This is a genomic window from Vibrio cyclitrophicus, assembly GCA_023206055.1.
GTDB classification, from domain to species: Bacteria; Pseudomonadota; Gammaproteobacteria; order Enterobacterales; family Vibrionaceae; genus Vibrio; species Vibrio cyclitrophicus_A.
Map to the genome: position 1 here is coordinate 78,207 of CP065367.1, position 19,048 is coordinate 97,254.

Sequence of the window (19,048 nt, forward strand, 5' to 3'; positions counted from 1 at the left end):
CCGTTATTATTGATCGATAAGAAATTTACTTATCGATGACCCTCTTGATTGGAAGTGACCATGCCCTGAGCTTCGCTAAAACCTTGCGGGTCGATTTTGAGTGTTTGTGTTGGGAAGGCGATATCCGCATTGTGCTTGTGAATAATGGCTAGCACCTGCAGCAACACATCTTGCTTAACTTCATGGTATCTCACCCAGTTGACGGTTTTGGTAAAGGTGTAGATAAAGAAGTTCAGCGTTGATGGGCCAAACTTATCGAAGTTCACGATGAGCGTTTGCTTAGCATCGATATCTGGGTGCGTTTCAAGCATGGCTTTTACGTCATCCACAATAAGAGCGAGCTTATTCGCGTCTTGATAACGAAGCCCGAAGGTTTCATTGATTCGGCGGTTCAGCATTCTTGATGGGTTCTCTACCACAATGTTACTGAATACCGAGTTTGGCACGTATAATGGACGTTTATCGAAGGTGCGAATAATCGTCATACGCCAGCCAATACGTTCGACGGTACCTTCAATTTGACGGTCGGGAGAGCGTATCCAATCTCCGACTTTAAAAGGACGATCGAAGTAAATCATCATCCCGCCAAAGAAGTTCGATAGCAGGTCTTTTGCTGCCAAACCAACAATTAAACCACCGACACCACCAAAGGTGAGCAAGCCGGATAGGCTGAGCCCAAATGCCTGCATGATCGTTAGACCACCCATCACCATAAAGAACAGGCGAGCGACTTTTGCGATAGCTTGTACTGTGGTTTCGTCTCTGGTTTTTTGCTCTAAGACGTACGCTTCAGTGTTGGTGATCATTCGTAAGGTGAACCAAACGAAGGTACATATGATCAATATGTGTTTTAGAGTTTTTAACCAATTGATTTCGTTGCCAAACTGGTCTTGGAGGATCAGCCCGATAGAGACCGTAGCTGGCCAACACCAAAGTAACGTACTGACTGGGGTTTTGAGTGCTTCTAGTAGCAGGTCATCCCAGTGGAAAGGGGTTTTCTGAACCAGAATTTCTAAGCGATTGTGGATAATTCGCCAAGCTACCCAAGCAAGAAAACTTGCAATAGTGATGAACAGGACACTGTTCGCCCAATCACTATGACTCTGGTTAATGTAGGTTTGTACTTGGGTTAAGAATTCATTCATTGTGTGTGCTGCCGCAGAAATTATGAATTGGAAATTAGCAGAAACTCGAGTTGTTCTCTACCTTTATAAATCAAGCGATTATGACACTAGTATAACCTTATTATTGAAAAACTAACTTTTTTTGAGATAGAAACTAATGTAGGTTTGGCTATCCCGTGTAATTAAAATTTCTCAACAGGATTTCAAATGAGCGACAAACAATATGCAGTTATCGGTTTAGGGCGATTTGGTTTATCTGTTTGCAAAGAGTTGCAAAGTTCAGGTGCACAGGTACTTGCCGTCGATATTGATGAAGAGCGGGTGAAGGAAGCTGCGGCTTTTGTTTCGCAAGCGATTGTTGCGAACTGCACGAGCGAAGAGACAGTGAAAGAGTTAAGACTCGACGATTACGACATGGTGATGGTGTCGATTGGCTCTGATGTTAACTCAAGCATTCTAACGACTTTGGTGGTGAAAGAATCTGGAGCAAAAGCAGTCTGGGTGAAGGCGAATGATAAGTTCCACGGCAAGATCCTCTCCAAGATTGGTGCTGACCACATCATTATGCCCGAGCGAGATATGGGTATTCGCGTTGCACGTAAAATGTTAGATAGACGCGTTCTTGAGTTTATCGACCTTGGCAGCGGCTTAGCGATGACGGAGATTGTTATCGGTGCCAAATTGCTGGGCAAGAAACTTGGCGACCTTAAGCTGTGTAAAGAAAATGGTGTAGAGGTACTTGGCTTCAAGCGAGGACCGAACCTCACTAAAGCACCAGAACTGGATGTGAGTTTAGAAATTGGGGATGTGGTGATTATCGCTGGGCCGAAAGAGACTTTATCTAGAAAGCTACGCAATTGGTAATTGGCAATAAGGTAACAGTATGAATTCGTTAAAACGAAAAGGTACTTTCTACACGCTTAAGAGTGATAAAAAGCCACGTAAAGGCTCTGAACCTAAGATTATCCTTACGAGCTTCTTAGGTGTACTTATCCCCTCTGCAATATTGTTGACGCTGCCGGTATTCTCTGTGACAGGCCTAAGCTTTACGGATGCATTGTTTACAGCAACCTCGGCGATCAGTGTGACAGGCTTAGGTGTTGTCGATACCGGTGAGCATTTCACTTTGGCGGGCAAAATCTTACTGATGTTCTTGATGCAAGTCGGTGGGTTAGGGCAAATGACCCTGTCTGCAGTGTTACTTTACATGTTCGGAGTTAGGCTAAGCCTCAAACAACAAGCACTGGCGAAAGAAGCGCTTGGCCAAGATCGTAAGATTAACCTTCGTAAATTAGTTAAGAAAATCATCATCTTTGCATTAGTGGCTGAATTTATCGGTTTTGTATTGCTTTGTTTCCGTTGGGTGCCTGAGATGGGATGGGCAACAGGCAGCTTTTATGCGCTATTTCACGCGATATCCGCATTCAATAACGCAGGTTTTGCGCTGTTTTCAGACAGTATGATGAGTTTTGTTGATGATCCATTGGTGATCTTTACCTTAGCTGGCTTGTTTATTTTCGGTGGGCTAGGCTTCACAGTCGTTGGGGACCTATCGAGTAACTGGCGTAAAGGCTTTCAACATCTACATCTACATTTACATACCAAGATTATGCTAACTGCAACACCAACTCTATTGTTGGTCGGCACGGTGATGTTTTGGCTGTTGGAGAGGAATAACTCTGCAACTATGGAAGGTTTATCGACTCAAGGGCAGTGGTTAGCGGCATTCTTCCAATCGGCGAGTGCTCGTACTGCTGGATTTAATAGTGTTGATTTGTCGCAGTATACGCAACCGGCATTATTGGTGATGATAGTACTGATGCTGATTGGTGCTGGTTCGACTTCTACTGGTGGTGGTATTAAGGTATCGACCTTTGCGGTTGCATTTGTCGCGACTTGGACGTTCTTACGTCAAAAGAAGCATGTAGTGATGTTTAAACGCACGGTTACTTGGCAAGCGGTAACAAAGTCATTGGCCATTATTGTGGTCAGTGGGGCGTTATTAACCACTGCTATGTTTTTGTTAATGCTTACTGAAAAAGCCGCGTTTGACCGAGTTATGTTTGAGGTGATTTCAGCCTTTGCTACGGTTGGCTTAACAGCAGGCTTAACCGCAAACCTGACTGAGACAGGGAAATACATCATGATTGTTGTGATGGTCATCGGACGTATTGGTCCCTTGACCTTGGCTTATATGTTAGCTCGCCCAGAACCTTCCTTGTTGAAATACCCAGAAGACACGGTGTTAACGGGTTAATAAGATTAACAGGTTAATAAATAAAGCTCTGCAAATGATAGAAAGCCAGCGATATGCTGGCTTTATTGTTATAGGCTTATCGTTAATTGCTGAATGTTTATCCCTCAAACATCTCAACGTATTCCTCATAACCTTCTTCTGCTAATTTATCCGCAGGGATAAAGCGCATCGCAGCTGAGTTCATGCAGTAACGCAAACCTGTCGGTTTAGGGCCATCTTTAAATACATGACCTAGATGAGAATCACCAAACTTACTGCGAACCTCTGTTCTTGGGTAAAGCAGTTTGTAGTCAGTAGTTGTTACCACATAAGCCTCGCTGATTGGCTGTGTAAAGCTCGGCCAACCTGTACCTGATTTGTATTTGTCTTTTGAAGAGAACAGTGGCTCACCAGTTACGATATCAACGTAAATACCTTCTTGTTTGTTATCCCAGTATTGGTTGTCAAACGGGCGCTCTGTTGCATCGTCTTGTGTTACATCGTACTGAAGTGAGGTTAGCTTCGCTTTAATCTCAGCATCAGACGGTTTAACGTAGGTCTTAGCGTTGGCTGTCGCATTTTTGCTGTCGATGATCTGGCGGAGTGTTTGCGTGTTCTCTTTTCTATCGTCACCGAAGATTTTATCTAGGTACTGATCGCGACCAGAAGCATAGCGGTAGTAGTTGTAACGAACTTTACTCTTCTTGTAATAGTCTTGGTGATAGTCTTCCGCTGGCCAGAATTTTTTAAATTCAATCAGTTCTGTTTTTAGTGGTTCACCAAAGATATTAGCTTTGTCGATCTCCATCATGAAGTTCTGAGCAACATCTTTTTGTACTTGGTTATGATAGAAAATAGCCGGTCGATAATGACGGCCTCTGTCTACAAAAGAGCCTTTGTCATCGGTTGGGTCGATGTGTCTGAAGAATTGGTCAAGAACTTGTTCATAGCTAACAACATCAGGGTTGTAAGTCACGTTGATCACTTCGATGTGACCAGACTTGCCTGAGGATACTTGTTTGTAGGTTGGGTTTTCTAGTTCACCACCAGAGTACCCAGAGATAACGTCGGTGACGCCTGTCAGCTTTTCTAGGTCGGATTCTGTACACCAAAAACAACCACCAGCCAGTGTCGCGATTTCACTTTTACCTGAATTAGCTGTTTTATCCATTGTATTGGCAGTGCCAGTCTGGCTTACAAACAGCGAAATCAGTGGTAGCGCAACCACGAGTGATACCAATATTTTAGATAATTTATTCATAGATACCTCATCTTGACGTTCTTCTCATTCGATTTTGAATGTACGAATAGAGACAGGTTTTAGATGGAAAAAATTGCATCATTCACGAAAAAATATGTTATTGAGAAAATCTTGCTCATAAATGCCGCCAGTAGTAGGGTGTAGGCATTGATATAAAATACTAGCTAATGATGACGTTTTCGTACATCTAAGGAACAGCATGCAAGCAGAAGTTAAATGGGTCGAAGGCTTTAAATTCCTAGGTCAATCTCAATCAGGTCACTCTGTCGTGATGGATGGAAGTGGTGGTGCTACTGCGCCAAGCCCGATGGAAATGGTGTTAATGGCGGCTGGTGGGTGTAGCTCTGTTGATGTGGTTGATGGTTTGAAATCTGCAGGCCAGAACATTACAGGCTGTAATGCAAAACTTGAAACAACACGTCGTGAAACCGCACCAAAAATCTTTACCGTTATTAATATTCATTTTGAAGTATCGGGTGACAACCTTGATCCTGAGCTTGTTGCTAAAGTTTGTGCGGATTCATTAGAGAAATACTGTTCAGTATGTCTGATGCTAGGTGCTGGCGTAGAAATGACTCACAGCTGGGAAATCGTCTAGTCTTCTGATTGTACCTCTGGTGTTAGGTTGACTTTTGCAGCTTAAGGTTTGGGACAAAGACAGATAAAGAAAAGGGCGGAGCACTTGAAAGTGTTCCGCCCTTGTTACTTTAGCTAAGATAGAGTGCTGTTATTCAGCCGTTTCTACGATAACTTCTTCAACTTTCACTTCTTGCTGGTATTCAAAAGCAGGGATCGTTGTGTCAACACGACGGTTTTGAGCACGACCTTCAGCTGTATCATTCGATGCAACTGGGTTTTCTTCGCCTTCACCTGTTGCAGTGATGCGGTCTGCTTCAATACCTTGCTCTTCGATGTATGCAGCTACAGCAGCAGCACGTTTCTTAGAGATCATCATGTTGTACTCTGCCGCACCTGTCGAGTCCGTATGGCCAACAACTTCAATTGTTGATTGAGGGTGCTCTTTTAGTACTTCGACTAATGGCATCAATGCAATTTTTCCGTCGGTAGACAATTCCGTACTATTCGTTGCAAACATCTCTTGAGAATGACTCTCTGTTTGGGCTTGAGTAACAATTACTGTCGTTTTCTCTTCAATAACAGCAGGCTCTGTGATTTGCTCAGATGGTGCTTGAGTCACTGCTACTGCCGAAGCTGCAGCAGCCGCTGCTGATGCGGTTGTATTACCAGTACCGAAGTTGTAACTAACACCGACCGACAACAGGTTCGAGTTGAGATCTTGAACGTAGTTGTCGTCGAAATCATCAAAGTATTGGTATTCAACACGCAGTGCCCAGTCAGAAGATAGTTGCTTTTCAACACCGATACCGGCTGTAAGAACAACGTCATCTTCGCCGCCGTGTGAAATGTATGCAGGACCTGCTTTGAAGAATACGTCAAATTCTTGCTGTACTGGTAAGCGGTACATTGGCGTTAGTGAGATTGCGATTAGTGGATCGCTGAACGCAGCTGTTGTACCGTTTTTTGTAAAACTTGTCTTGTAGTCACCAAGGAAGTCTGAGCTTAGCTCAATGCCAAACTTCTCATTAAAATTGTAGCCAGAGTAGATACCGGCGCCGATTGCATCATCATCACATTTGGCACCAGCTACACATGCGCTGTCTAACCAGCCCATGCCAACTTTTGCACCAACGTAAGTGGTTGCAGCAATTGAAGGAGCGGCAGCTAAGCCTGAAGCGGCAACGACAGCACACATGATTTTTGACAGTCTTTTCATAATCTTATCCTTGGATTAACTATTGTTGTTATCTGAACTTGCCAGTAAAACGATCACTTATTAGTTAATGACACTGCTTGTAATAAGTAAATCAAGGCGTTGATTCAGGTTGACCTATTTTTTACTCAGTACTTATATTGTTAGTCTGATTGCGTATCGCAGTCAATGAAATTGTTAAAAATTATATGTTTAAGGTGTTATTTACTGTGTTATTTGTCAACAATATGTTGTCTCAAATGTTGGAAACAAAGAAACCTCGTATTATTTCTAGGTAATACGAGGTTTCTTTTTATGTGTATCGAATGTTTGGTTGGGTAACCTGAACAATTACCGTTATGGGCGTTCGCCAGCTAACAAACGTTTTTCAATATCTGCAATGACACCTGGTAGGTCTGCAATGGTATCGATTAGGTAGTGTGGGTTTGATTTGTTTAGCTTAACGCTTGCTTTTTCACGTGCAGCTGCAAGTGTTGTCTCGTCTGCATCTAAATATTCTTGATAAGTTAAGCCTGCTTCGTTCCCCGATAATACGAGTCCAACTGTCCACATGCCTGCATTGTGACCTTCATCGATCCCCGGTGCTGCATCGTCTACTTTTACACACGCAGCAACGCTGGTTACACCTAGGTCGATTACGTTTTTCAGTGCCATAAATGGAGCTGGGCGACCACCTTGAGGTAAGTCATCGGTCGCTACTACGTTATCTGGTCGGTAACCGTAATCTGCAGCCGCAGGAATTAAAACATTCATCACCTCACGTGGGTAACCTGAACAAGAGCCGATCTTCACGTTCTTCTCTTTTAGGTTATTGACCACTTCTATCGCATTCAAAATAGGTGCTGCGTGATCGGCTACTTTCGCTTTTTGAAGAGGCATGAATGCCGCGTATATCGCGTCAACGTCTTCACTTGTCATCGAGCGTCCGAACTGAGCCTTCCAACGAACGTCAACAGCAGGAATTCGACCTACTGCTTGAATGTGATCCCACTTACCGATACCCATAGGTTCACGAGCTTCAGCTAAGTCGATATCAAAGTCGAAACCTTGTCTGAATGCTTCAACGAAAATACTGGTTGGAGCAAATGATCCAAAATCAACGATAGTACCAGCCCAGTCAAAGATAACCGCTTGGATAGGTGATGTTGTGTTCATAGTCGTGTCCTATTTCTGTTCTCTCCCAGCTAAGGTTGTTCTGGGAGATGAGTGATTGTTTTAAGTTATTGGTTAGATGATGGTTTAAAGGTATTCAAAGTCTTTGCAGACTTTTGCGATCGCTTTTTCGAATACAGACAGAGCGACTTCTAGTTCGCTGCGGCTGATGACCAATGGTGGGCTCAATTGAATCACGTTACCTTGTGATACCTTGAAACTCAGACCATCGTTTAGACATTGGTAAAGTACTGCTTCCGCTTCATCGAAAGCTCGGGTTTTGGTGATATGATCTGTGACCAATTCCACCCCCCAGAGCAGGCCGATGCCGCGAACGTCACCAATGACTGGGTACTTCTCTTTCATTTGAAGCAGCTGTTCACGCACGAATGCGCTGTCCGCTTGTACTTTTTCAAGTAGGTTTTCTTGTTCAATTACTTCCATGGTTGCGAGTGCTGCCGCGCAACCAATAGGGCTTTTCTCATGGGTGTAGTGACCAAGTGAGACTTGCGCTGCCGTGTTGTATTTATCTTTGGTGACCATGGCTGCAATTGGAACCAAGCCGCCGCCAAAACCTTTACCAATACATAGGATGTCAGGTTCGATATCAAACGCTTGGTGTGTGAACCATTCACCGCTACGACCCATGCCATTTGGGATGTCATCAATGATCAACATGACGTTGTGTTTGTCACAGATCTCACGGATGCGTTTCCAATAAGCCTTACTTGGCACTTGAACATCGGTGTTACGAACAGCTTCTGCGATGAAGGCTCCAATACCGCCTTCTTTTTCAATCACATACTCAAGGTAATCGGCGTAGTGCACATCACATGCGGTCTCGTTCGCATCGCCTGAGTTTTGCCCGCGAAGCGAAAAAGCACCACGATAGGAAGCCGCTGGTGGAATACGTTCTACGCCAGCCATTAACGGCCCCATACCTTCACGGAAACAGGCTTCACCACCCACTGAAATTGCATCGAGTGACGCGCCATGGAAGGAATCCCACAATGAAACGACTTTGAAGTTGTTGGTGACATGTCTAGCCAGTTTGAGTGCCATGCCGATAACAGAAGTACCACCTGGCGCAAACAAAACACGGTTTAAGTCGCCACCACAGATCTGCGTGAGCTTTTCAGCGCACTGAACGGCAGTTTCATTGGTAAAGCGACGCGGTGAAAACGGCAATGACGCCATTTGTTGAGTCACTTTATTAATGATGTGTGGGTGGCCATAGCCCAGCTGATGAACATTGTTACCATGAAAGTCCATGTACTTCTTGCCCGTCGCATCTTGAATATAGATGCCCTCAGCGGCTTCAAGTGTGTCTAGACAAGGCGTTGACATCGCCTGATGAAGAAATACGTCAGAGTCACGTTTTAACATCGCTTGAGTTGCATCATCGTTTAGCGATTCGTTCCATTTCTCACGTGCTGGTGTGGTGTTCACATCGCCTTCGCTTCTAAAGTGTGTCGCCTTTAGAACTGGCTCTTGATTGGTCATCGTCATTATTTGATGTCCCAGTACATAGCGTTTTTCACTGCGCCAATGAGGACTTCAATGTCAGAAGGGTAAACCTCACCGATGTTACCGATGCGGAAACAGTCTGCGTTTGAAACCTTGCCCGGATAAATCACAAACCCTTGTTCTTTCAAACGGTCATAGAATTCCTTGAATTGGTAATCGCTATGAGTGGGAGAATAGAAAGAGGTGATGATCGGTGAATGAAGGTCATCATTTAACAGAGGTTCAAAGCCAAGAGAGCGCATACCTGTAACCAATGTGGTCTGGTTGGTTTGGTAGCGGTTATGACGAGCTTCAATGCCGCCTTCTTGTTCCAATTCAAGTAGAGCTTGGTAGAAAGCGCGCACTGTATGAGTCGGAGAGGTGAAGCGCCATTTACCGTGGTTGCTTTCCATACAGTGCCATTGGTCAAACAGATCAAGGCTTAATGAGCGAGCTTGGCCTTTGCACTTCTCCAGTTCTGATTGCTTTGCAATAACAAAGCCGAACCCGGGTACACCTTGAATACACTTATTTGCTGAGCTGATCATGTAATCGATACCCAAGTCAGCAATATCCATAGGAATACCGCCAAAGCTCGACATCGCGTCAAGAATGACTGTTTTGTTGTGTTGTTTTGCCAATTTGGCAATCTCTTCAATTGGATTAAGCATGCCAGTCGTGGTTTCACAGTGCACAATCGCAACGTGAGTAATGTCTGAATCCATGGCCAATACCGTTTCCATTTCGTTCAAGTCAGGCTGTGATGTTTCACCTGGGGAAACGACATGGCACGGAATGTTTAAATATTCTGCGATTTGAGCAATGCGAGCACCATACGCACCGTTATCGACAACAAGAAGCTTACCGCTGTTAGAGATAACGCTACCGATTGTTGCTTCAACTGAAGCAGTGCCGCTGCCTTGCATTAATACACTTGTATATCCCGCCTGCTTAGTCGCCAAAGTCACAAGCTTGCTACGAATCACTTCAACAACGTCTTTGTTGTATTCATCATCCCAAGTACACCAGTCTTTTAGCATCGCTTGGCGAACGGTTTCAGAAGTAGATAGAGGACCCGGTGTCAGTAGTAGGTATTCGTTTCTCATGTTCAATTCTCGTGATTTGTATTTTGGACTATACCAGTATTTTTAGTTACTTTAACAACCAATTTAAGTAGTCGTAAATAGCCCAAACGTTATTTTAACAAAAGCTTAATATTCAAATTTGTCACTTGTGTTGAGAAATTTTCCGATCTTTAAATTGCCATTTTTTGTTCATTTAACCGTCATAAAAGTCGATTAGGTTAATACTCGCAATCTGGTACATACCAATGCAAAGGCGTGTACTAACAACCTAAATGAATTTATGGATATAGGCGCCTCTTAATGAGGCTTCTAATTTAAGAAACGTTAAACCTTGGTTGCTTCCAAAACTAGGCAGCTTTAAACCTCGATAACTTTTAATTTTGGCAACTTCTCACTTTAGAGTTGAGCCTGACTGGAGAAAATGATGAAAAACCGTTTTATGAAAGGATCACTTGCAGCGTTAGTAACTCTACTCGCTGGTAATGCTTATGCAGCACAGGAAGTGACGGTTTACACTGCTTTTGAAACTGACATTTTAGCGAAATACAAAAACGCATTTGAAAGTGAAAACCCAGACATCAACATCAAATGGGTTCGTGATTCAACAGGGATCATGACGGCAAAATTATTGGCTGAGAAAAACAACCCTCGTGCAGAGGTCGTTTGGGGACTTGCAGGTTCTTCAATGGCTCTGCTTAAAGAAGAAGGCATTCTGAAACCGTACACACCTCAAGGTGTAGAAGCATTACGCGCTAACCTTAACGACCCACAGTCCACTCAAGCTTGGTATGGTAATGACGCATTCTTCAATGCAGTTTGCTTTAACGAAATAGTTGCTAAGCAATTGAACCTACCGGCACCTAAGTCTTGGGATGACCTAACTAAGCCTATCTACAAAGGCCACATTGCTATGCCAAACCCAGCCTCTTCTGGTACGGGTTACATGCAGGTTTCGGCTTGGCTACAAAACATGGGTGAAGACCAAGGTTGGAACTACATGCAGAAACTCGATCAAAACATCGCTCACTACACGCACTCTGGATCTAAGCCATGTGTTCAAGCGGGCATGGGTGAAGTTGCTATCGGTATTTCTATGGCGAGCCGTGGCGCTAAGCTGAAAACTCAAGGCGCTCCACTTTCAGTGATTACGCCTGAAGGTATCGGCTGGGAATCTGAAGCGGTAGGTCTTGTTAAGGCTTCTGATGCGGCGCAGCGCGTTGTTGATTGGTCTATCTCTAAAGCCGCAAACGAGCTTTACATCGAAATGTACCCAGTTGTTGGTCACCAAGATGTGACAGCAACAATTGAAAACTTCCCTAACGTCGAAAAGAACATGGCAAAAATGGACTTTGCACGCATGGGCAGCGAGCGTGCAGACGTATTGAAAACATGGTCTGAGAAGTTTGACGCTAAATCAGAGCCTAAATCTTAATCTGATGACCTATTCAGTTAATTAACTATTGAGTTCATTAGAAGTTAGAAATCAGTAAAGGGAGGCTTCGGTCTTCCTTTTTTAGTTTTACGCCTTTAGATTTTAAGTAAGGTACAACAAATGACAAAGCACTACTCATATTGGTTCAAGCAAGCGTTGGAACAAGAGTTTGGCAACATCAATGCGGGGTTAGATTCGGCTAAGCCACTTCAAAAAGACGTCAACTGTGATATCGCTATTGTTGGCGGTGGCTATACGGGTTTATGGACGGCGATTTTAATCAAACAACAGCAACCCGAAAAACATGTTGTGGTGATTGAAAAAGGCCTATGTGGTAGCGGTGCTTCTGGAGCGAACGGCGGTTGCATGCTGACGTGGTCAACTAAGTATCCGACGCTGAAAAAGCTCTACGGAAAAGAACAAGCGAAATGGTTGGTTAAGGAATCGGAAAAGGTCATTTACGAGATCGAAGCCTTCTGTAACGAACACAAGATTGACGCGCATCTATATCGCAGCGGAACTTACTACACGGCGACCAATGAAGCTCAAAAGGGGGGAATGGAACCTGTTGTTAATGAGCTGGTTAAGCAGGGGATCAATAGCTGGAAGAAGTGCGATAATTCTTTGGCTGATAAAGCGGGATCTGATCGCCACATTGAGGGTTACTACTCAGAAGCTGCGGGCAGTATTCAACCAGCGTTATTGGCTAGAGGTTTACGCCGAGTCGCGCTCGAACTGGGTGTCGAAATTCACGAAAACACAGAGATGACATCACTCGATTATGGCTCCCCAGCTCGAATTCAAACCAAAGGCGGTTCCGTATTTGCGGATAAAGTGATTTTGGCACTCAATGCGTGGATGCTCGATCACTTTAAAGAGTTCAAACGCAGCATAGTGGTTGTCTCTTCCGATATGGTGGTGACTAAGCCTATCCCTGAAAAGCTCAAGCAGTTTGGCCCAGAGAAAGGAGCCGCAGTGGTGGACTCACGTATCTTTGTTCACTACTACCGAGATACCCAAGACGGGCGACTCATGTTGGGTAAAGGTGGCAATAAGTTCTCGTTTGCAAATCAAGTAGAAAGCATGTTTAACCAAACGACCAACTACCTGCCGATTCTCAATCAATCATTCCAAAAGCTGTTCCCTAAACTGGAGCAAAGTGAATTCGATTACAACTGGTCAGGCGGCTCAGATCGTTCGGTCACCGGGTTGCCATTTTTCGGTAATCTAAAAGGCCAAAGTAATATCTATTATGGGCTTGGTTACTCTGGCAATGGTGTTGCTCAAACCCGTATAGGCGGGAAGATTTTGTCAGCAATGGTACTCGGAACCGATAATGCTTGGACGTGTTGTGGGTTAACCAAAGGACCGCTTGGGCATTTCCCACCTGAGCCATTCCGCTGGGTAGGTGCCATGATGGTGCGTGATGCGGTACGAAGAAAAGAGAACGCGGAAGATTCGGGTAGCACGCCATTGTGGCTAGATAAACAGTTATCCAAACTCGCAGGTGCGGCGGGCAAAGCCGACAAGGTTGAATCATAGATTAATCTAGCGTTTAAATTAGAAGTTTGCATTGAGGCTCTCAGTGGTTTATGGGCAAGTCACTGAGGGTTTTTAACGTTGAACGAACTGTTAATGCAGAACAAATAGCAATCTTTAATGCTTATTATATCTGCAATATAACTGTCATTTAGCTACTATAAATTTGTCACTCAACTGCAATATTCTCAGTTTAAATTTGGTATATACCATATAGAGAGTGCTGTAGTATGAGCAACCAAACTTATTTGAATATTGAAAACGTTGTAAAGCAATTTGGCCAATTTACAGCGTTAAAAGACATCTCCCTATCGATAGATAAAGGCGAGTTCGTCTGCTTCCTTGGCCCATCTGGTTGTGGAAAAACCACCTTATTACGTGCGATTGCTGGCCTAGATTTACCAACCTCAGGCTCTATTGAGCAGAACGGTAATGATACGACCTTTTTGCCACCAGAAAAGCGTGACTTTGGCATCGTGTTCCAGTCTTATGCTTTGTTTCCAAATCTCACCGTTGAAGAGAACATCGCGATTGGGTTGAAGAACCAAGGTATGTCGACCAAAGAAGCTCTGGAAGCGGTAGAGTCTTGGTTAGAAACCATTGGTTTACCAACATCTGGCCAGAAATACCCGAATCAATTGTCAGGTGGACAACAGCAACGTGTGGCGCTCGCTCGCGCATTGGCTCTTTCTCCAGGCTTGTTGTTACTGGATGAGCCGCTGTCTGCATTGGATGCGAAGGTAAGAACACACCTGCGTGATGAGATCTGCCAACTGCAACGCAAGTTGGGTATCACCACTATTATGGTGACGCACGACCAAGATGAAGCCTTAACGATGGCTGACCGCATTGTGGTGATGAATCATGGTGTTATCGAACAAGTAGGTGCTCCACAAGAGATTTACCAAAAACCAGTCAGCCGTTTTGTTGCTGAGTTTGTTGGCAGCATGAACTTCATTCAAGCTTCTGTCGCGGCTCAAGGCAAGATACGTATTGCTGAGTCAATGCTACCATTACCTCACTTAGATAATCTCACGCCAAATCTAGGTGATGTTTTCGATATTGCCGTTCGTCCAGAGCAAATCCAGTTTGTCGATCGTTTTAGTGAATCCTTGCCAGTGAGAATTGTATCAAGCGAATTCTTAGGGGCGTTTTATCGTGTTGAGTGTCAATTGCAACATGACTCAACGGCGAAAGAGATCATCGTTGATGTACCCGTTAAAGAGTTTAATCGATTGAAACTGCGTCGCAGTGATATTCGTTACGTGGCGTTTGATCAAGAAGGCCTTAGAGCTTACTCATCGAAAAGCTTGCAAGTGATGAAAGACAAGGCGGCGTAAACAATCATGGAATCGACTCAAATGATGCAATCTAAGCTGCTAGTTCAACGACGAGTACAGCCTTTTCTGGCTCGGTTAAGCAAAGACAACGTAATTCTATTTGGTCTGCTGGCCTTTTTGTCTGTGGTCATGACGTTGTTTATCCTGATGCCATTATGGGCGATGTTGAAAAAGAGTGTTCAGAACGCAGACGGTGAATTTGTAGGATTACAGAATTTCGCAACATATTTTGCTTCGCAGAGTCTGTGGCAGTCTGTAGGCAATACGTTTACGCTTGGGTTGCTAGTAACGGTTGTCGTGGGCGTCTTGGCGTTTGGTTATGCCTATGCGTTAACTCGTTCATGCATGCCTTTTAAGGGACTTTTCCAGGTGTTGGGATCAGCGCCGATTCTAGCTCCGTCGTTGTTACCTGCGATCAGTTTGATCTTCTTGTTTGGCAACCAAGGTATCGCTAAAGAAGTCTTGGGTGGCAACTCGGTTTATGGCTTGATTGGTATCTCACTGGGCTTGATATTCTGGACGTTTCCACACGCCTTGATGATTCTGACCACCTCATTGAGAACCTCTGACGCTCGCCTGTATGAGGCGGCACGTGCACTCAATACTTCATCGTTCAAAACCTTCTTTATGGTGACGTTACCCGCGGCAAAGTATGGTTTGATCAGCACTCTGATCGTTGTATTTACGCTGGTGGTTTGTGACTTTGGTGTGCCAAAGGTGATTGGTGGCAGTTATAACGTTCTATCGACTGACATCTTTAAGCAGGTGGTTGGTCAACAGAACTTCTCTATGGGAGCGGTAACCAGTATTTTGCTGCTATTGCCTGCGTTGCTTGCGTTTACCGTTGACCGCTGGGTTCAAAAGAAACAAAAGAGCTTGTTTGATACTCGTTCTGTTGCGTACCAACCTGAACCTAGCTCTCTACGTGATGGCTTATGTTTCCTTTATTGCACCATCATCTCTGCTGCCGTGGTTATCGTGCTGGGCATGGCGATATATGGATCTATGGTCACCTTCTGGCCTTGGAATAAAGCGCTGACGTTAAACAACTATAACTTCGCAGAAATGAGTACCTATGGTTGGGCGCCATTCTTCAACTCTTTAACGCTTGGCGCTTGGACTGCTATTATTGGTACTGTTCTGATTTTCCTAGGGGCATACTGCATTGAGAAAGGCCGCGCATTTGGCCCCATTCGTCAAGCAATGCAGATGCTCAGTGTGGTGCCGATGGCCGTTCCGGGTATGGTGTTAGGTTTGGGGTACATCTTCTACTTTAATGACTTGAGCAACCCACTCAACTTTTTGTATGGCACGATGGCGTTCTTGGTGATCAACACAGTGGTTCACTATTACACGGTGGGGCACATGACGGCATTAACCGCATTAAAACAGCTGCCTGAGGAGATTGAAGCAACGGCGGCCTCTGTTAACCTACCGCAATATAAGCTGTTCTTTAAGGTGACGGTGCCTGTTTGTCTGCCTGCGATTTTAGATATTGCGACATACCTGTTTATTAATGCACTTACCACAACATCTGCGGTAGTATTCTTGTATTCTACCGATACGATACCTGCGTCAGTTTCAGTACTGAATATGGACGATGCGGGACAAACCGGAGCAGCAGCGGCTATGGCGGTGATGATCATGATATCGGCAGCGAGCGCGAAGTTGATTCATATGCTAATCAACAAGCTATTCGAGAAACGCACCCAAGCTTGGCGTAAACGCTAGCGAACCATTTATATTGCAGTTGGCCAAGGAGTGGCTGACGACAAGAACAAGAACAAGAATGAAAGGAAATGAAGTGCAGTACGTAAAAATCAAAGATGTCATCGTAGAGCAGATAGAGTCGGGGATGTTAACGCCACGACAGAAGCTGCCAGCAGAACGTAAACTGGCTGAATCGTTCGATACCACACGTGTTACGTTGCGCGAAGCTTTGTCTTCACTTGAAGCGGAAGGGCGCATTTACCGAGAAGATCGACGTGGTTGGTTTATCTCACCGGATCCGCTTCGTTATGATCCAACACAAACGCTGAACTTCACCAATATGGCTTTGTCGCAGAGTCGTAAGCCGAAAACAGAATTAGTGGCAGCGAAAGGCATGTTAGCAACTAAGGAAGCAACTAAGCTTCTTGAGCTACAACCTTTTTCAGATGTTTATCGAGTAGACAGAGTTCGTTACCTTGAAGACAGACCTGTTGTGTACGTAACGAACTACATTCGACCAGAGTTGTTTCCTAATTTGCTCGATTATGACTTGTCTAAATCACTGACGGACATCTACCGTGAGCACTTTGGCGTGGTATATCAGAAGATCCGCTACCGAGTGAGCACAACGTCTTTGCTTGGCGAAACAGCACAAGCTTTGCGTGCGACTTCTGGCTCTCCTGCAATGGTTGTAGAACGTGTGAACTATAACCAAAACGGCGACTTGATTGACTGCGATATTGAGTATTGGCGTCATGACGCGATCAGTATTGAGTCGATAGCGCAGCTAGAACGTTAATCTCTCAGCGAGTTAGAAAGCTAACCTGCCAATTAGAACACTAGTCATACAGTTAGAACGCGCATCGTATTGGTTGGCTCCTGCAATTCTGTAGGGTGCTAAAATGAAACGCTCAAAGGTCTCTTATTCGAGGCCTTTTTTATCCCTTGTTTTCAGTGACTGTTCTTATCAGTTATCAATTTAGGAATGAAATGGAATTCTCTGCCATCATCATCGTGATTATTTCGGCTCTGCTGCATGCGGGTTGGAATGTTCTAGGTAAATCTAATCAAGGCTCGGGCTCGTCTTTCTTCTTAGCCTCTGGGGTTGCTGCCGCAGCGATATTGACGCCCTATTTGATTTGGTATGTTTACAGTGTTGGGTTATCAAATATCTCACTTCCATTTTGGCAATTGGTTTTCTTGAGTGGGATTTGCCAAATCGTTTATTTGATTGGGTTGGGTGCTGCCTATAAAGAAGCTGATATTGGTGTTATCTACCCAATGGCACGAGCACTGCCTGTGTTGATGGTTGGCTTAGGCACGGTGTTAATAGGGTATGAATTATCGCTCAATCAATGGCTTGGTTTTGCACTGATCACACTGGGTTGTCTGTTTGTCCCGCTTAAGCAGTTTTCTGAACTTCGGCTCAAGGCCTACTTGAACCTTGGCGTTCTTTGGGCGTTAATCGCCGCCATCGGTACCACGGGTTACTCCATTATTGATAAAGAGGCGCTTCTATTATTGGAACCCTTAAGCACACCTAGTATTACCAATAAACACACCGCGATTTTCTACTTGGGGATCCAGTTCTGGGCAATTGTGCTTCCACTGAGCCTGTGGCTGCTTGTGTCGAATCAAAGAATCGAATTTACCAACGCATGGATACTACGTAAGAAAGCTACAGTTGCAGGCATTATGATGGCATCGACTTATGGCTTAGTGTTGTTTGCGATGACCATCACGGAGAACGTCAGCTTGGTTGTTGCACTGAGGCAAGTAAGCATCATCTTTGGAGTACTGATGGGGATCTACTTTTTAAAGGAAAAGTGGCACGCGACTCGCGGTTTAGGCGTCTCTTTGATTATTGCTGGCTTAGTTATCTCATTGACTTAAAAGCTCGTCGGAGCGATTGGATATTTGTGCAGAGGCATCTATCTTAAGCTAAATCAAAAACGCCCTTAGCGATACAAACTTCGTTAAGGGCGTTTTCTATTTATCTAGTATGGAGGTCTATGTAGTAAAAGACTTAACCTGCTAAAGCTTGAGCATCTTGCTGTTTCAACACTTTGTGACCATCTTCAGTCACGCCACGTTTCCAGTAACTGCTGATGTAGATGTTCTCTTTGGCTACTTCCTTTTCGTTTCGGAAGTACTGTCTCAGTTCACGCATGCTTTCAAATTCACATGCTGTCCAAATCGAAACCTGACCGTCTAACCATTCTGAATTGCGAACCGTCTGTGGAAGTGTTTCTTCAGTTTCATCTTCAATTAACCAAGTGACCTTGATCCCTTGAGGTACTTCAAGTGTTTGCTTATCTGCTGCTGAATTGATCTGAATGACAGCGTGACCCGTTGCTCTTTCTGGAAGTGTTTTTACTTTTGCAGAAAGCGCAGGGAGTGACGTCATGTCTGCGACTAAGAAGAACCAGTCAGACTCTAGATTTAGCCCTTGAATCAAACCTGGACCAGCAACTGAAATGGTGTCACCCACTTCTGCGTTCATTGCCCAGCGTGCGGCAAAGCCACATTGTAAGTCTGTGGTGATGTGACGAACGAAATCTACCTCAATCCACTTTTCTACAGGGTTGTATTGTCGAATGGTGTAGGTGCGCATGGTTGGGCGTTCACCTTCGTTCAGTTGGCTTAAATTGGTTGTGCCTAATGGCGAGAATAAAAGCTTGATGTAGCCGCCAGCACATTCTGTTGGATACTTACTTAATCCCTCACCGCTAAGCGTTATACGCTGCATGTTTGGAGTAATGGTTGAGGTTTGAGTAACGGTTAATGTGATAGGGCTAGGCTTGCTCATATAGGGCTCTCTTAGATTTTGATTCCGACATCATAATCCTGAACCAGAAAACACTCAATACT

General features: G+C 44.5%; 16 protein-coding genes. 9 read left to right on the plus strand and 7 right to left on the minus strand.

What is annotated here, in order from left to right:
* Nucleotides 1-29: 29 nt before the first annotated feature.
* Nucleotides 30-1,145 carry a mechanosensitive ion channel family protein gene (locus tag ITG09_16270; protein UPR54511.1) on the minus strand — a complete coding sequence of 372 codons (1,116 nt, stop codon included), beginning with the start codon at nt 1,143-1,145 and terminating at the stop codon, nt 30-32.
* Between the two features lie 186 nt (nt 1,146-1,331).
* Here ITG09_16270 and ITG09_16275 point away from each other — a divergent pair, with 186 nt between their 5' ends.
* Both ITG09_16275 and ITG09_16280 read left to right on the plus strand, forming a co-directional pair.
* Nucleotides 1,332-1,988, plus strand: a complete 657-nt coding sequence (locus ITG09_16275) for a TrkA family potassium uptake protein (GenBank protein ID UPR54512.1) — start codon at nt 1,332-1,334, stop codon at nt 1,986-1,988.
* 19 nt (nt 1,989-2,007) lie between these two features.
* On the plus strand, nt 2,008-3,381 hold the full coding sequence (locus tag ITG09_16280; GenBank protein UPR54513.1) for a TrkH family potassium uptake protein: 1,374 nt from the start codon (nt 2,008-2,010) through the stop codon (nt 3,379-3,381).
* Between the two features lie 97 nt (nt 3,382-3,478).
* Here the strand turns inward: ITG09_16280 and msrB are convergent, their stop codons facing one another.
* On the minus strand, nt 3,479-4,621 hold the full coding sequence (msrB, locus tag ITG09_16285; protein UPR54514.1) for a peptide-methionine (R)-S-oxide reductase MsrB: 1,143 nt from the start codon (nt 4,619-4,621) through the stop codon (nt 3,479-3,481).
* Between the two features lie 199 nt (nt 4,622-4,820).
* Between msrB and ITG09_16290 the strand changes: the two genes are divergently transcribed.
* Entirely contained in the window at nt 4,821-5,219 is a 399-nt protein-coding gene (locus ITG09_16290) for an OsmC family protein (GenBank protein UPR54515.1), read from the plus strand.
* A 129-nt stretch (nt 5,220-5,348) separates the two neighbouring features.
* On the opposite strand, the gene ITG09_16295 is transcribed toward ITG09_16290, so the two are convergent.
* The 4 genes from ITG09_16295 to phnW form a co-directional block, all read right to left on the minus strand.
* Nucleotides 5,349-6,416 (minus strand): OmpA family protein, encoded by a 1,068-nt coding sequence (locus ITG09_16295; GenBank protein ID UPR54516.1) that lies wholly within the window; start codon nt 6,414-6,416, stop codon nt 5,349-5,351.
* Nucleotides 6,417-6,749: 333 nt separating this feature from the next.
* On the minus strand, nt 6,750-7,568 hold the full coding sequence (locus ITG09_16300; protein UPR54517.1) for a phosphonoacetaldehyde hydrolase: 819 nt from the start codon (nt 7,566-7,568) through the stop codon (nt 6,750-6,752).
* A gap of 84 nt (nt 7,569-7,652) precedes the next feature.
* Nucleotides 7,653-9,074 (minus strand): aspartate aminotransferase family protein, encoded by a 1,422-nt coding sequence (locus ITG09_16305; protein ID UPR54518.1) that lies wholly within the window; start codon nt 9,072-9,074, stop codon nt 7,653-7,655.
* A complete protein-coding gene (phnW, locus tag ITG09_16310; GenBank protein UPR54519.1) occupies nt 9,074-10,177 on the minus strand; it encodes a 2-aminoethylphosphonate--pyruvate transaminase in 1,104 nt (367 codons plus the stop codon). The genes ITG09_16305 and phnW overlap by 1 nt, the downstream gene beginning before the upstream one ends.
* Nucleotides 10,178-10,577: 400 nt before the next feature.
* On the opposite strand from phnW, the gene ITG09_16315 reads away from it, so the two are divergent.
* From ITG09_16315 to ITG09_16340, 6 genes are all read left to right on the plus strand, one after another.
* Nucleotides 10,578-11,588 carry a putative 2-aminoethylphosphonate ABC transporter substrate-binding protein gene (locus tag ITG09_16315; GenBank protein UPR54520.1) on the plus strand — a complete coding sequence of 337 codons (1,011 nt, stop codon included), beginning with the start codon at nt 10,578-10,580 and terminating at the stop codon, nt 11,586-11,588.
* Between the two features lie 120 nt (nt 11,589-11,708).
* A complete protein-coding gene (locus ITG09_16320; GenBank protein UPR54521.1) occupies nt 11,709-13,130 on the plus strand; it encodes an FAD-dependent oxidoreductase in 1,422 nt (473 codons plus the stop codon).
* A gap of 227 nt (nt 13,131-13,357) precedes the next feature.
* Nucleotides 13,358-14,467 (plus strand): putative 2-aminoethylphosphonate ABC transporter ATP-binding protein, encoded by a 1,110-nt coding sequence (locus tag ITG09_16325; GenBank protein UPR54522.1) that lies wholly within the window; start codon nt 13,358-13,360, stop codon nt 14,465-14,467.
* Nucleotides 14,468-14,473: 6 nt separating this feature from the next.
* Complete coding sequence (locus ITG09_16330; protein ID UPR54523.1) at nt 14,474-16,198, plus strand: putative 2-aminoethylphosphonate ABC transporter permease subunit; 1,725 nt, start codon at nt 14,474-14,476, stop codon at nt 16,196-16,198.
* A gap of 73 nt (nt 16,199-16,271) precedes the next feature.
* The gene (gene phnR, locus ITG09_16335; GenBank protein UPR54524.1) at nt 16,272-16,976 is read left to right on the plus strand and encodes a phosphonate utilization transcriptional regulator PhnR; all 705 of its coding nucleotides are present in this window, start codon (nt 16,272-16,274) and stop codon (nt 16,974-16,976) included.
* A gap of 191 nt (nt 16,977-17,167) precedes the next feature.
* A complete protein-coding gene (locus tag ITG09_16340; GenBank protein UPR54525.1) occupies nt 17,168-18,070 on the plus strand; it encodes a multidrug transporter in 903 nt (300 codons plus the stop codon).
* A gap of 133 nt (nt 18,071-18,203) precedes the next feature.
* Here ITG09_16340 and ITG09_16345 read toward each other — a convergent pair whose 3' ends face one another.
* Nucleotides 18,204-18,986, minus strand: coding sequence for a siderophore-interacting protein (locus ITG09_16345; protein UPR54526.1), 783 nt, complete (start codon nt 18,984-18,986; stop codon nt 18,204-18,206).
* Nucleotides 18,987-19,048 lie beyond the last annotated feature (62 nt).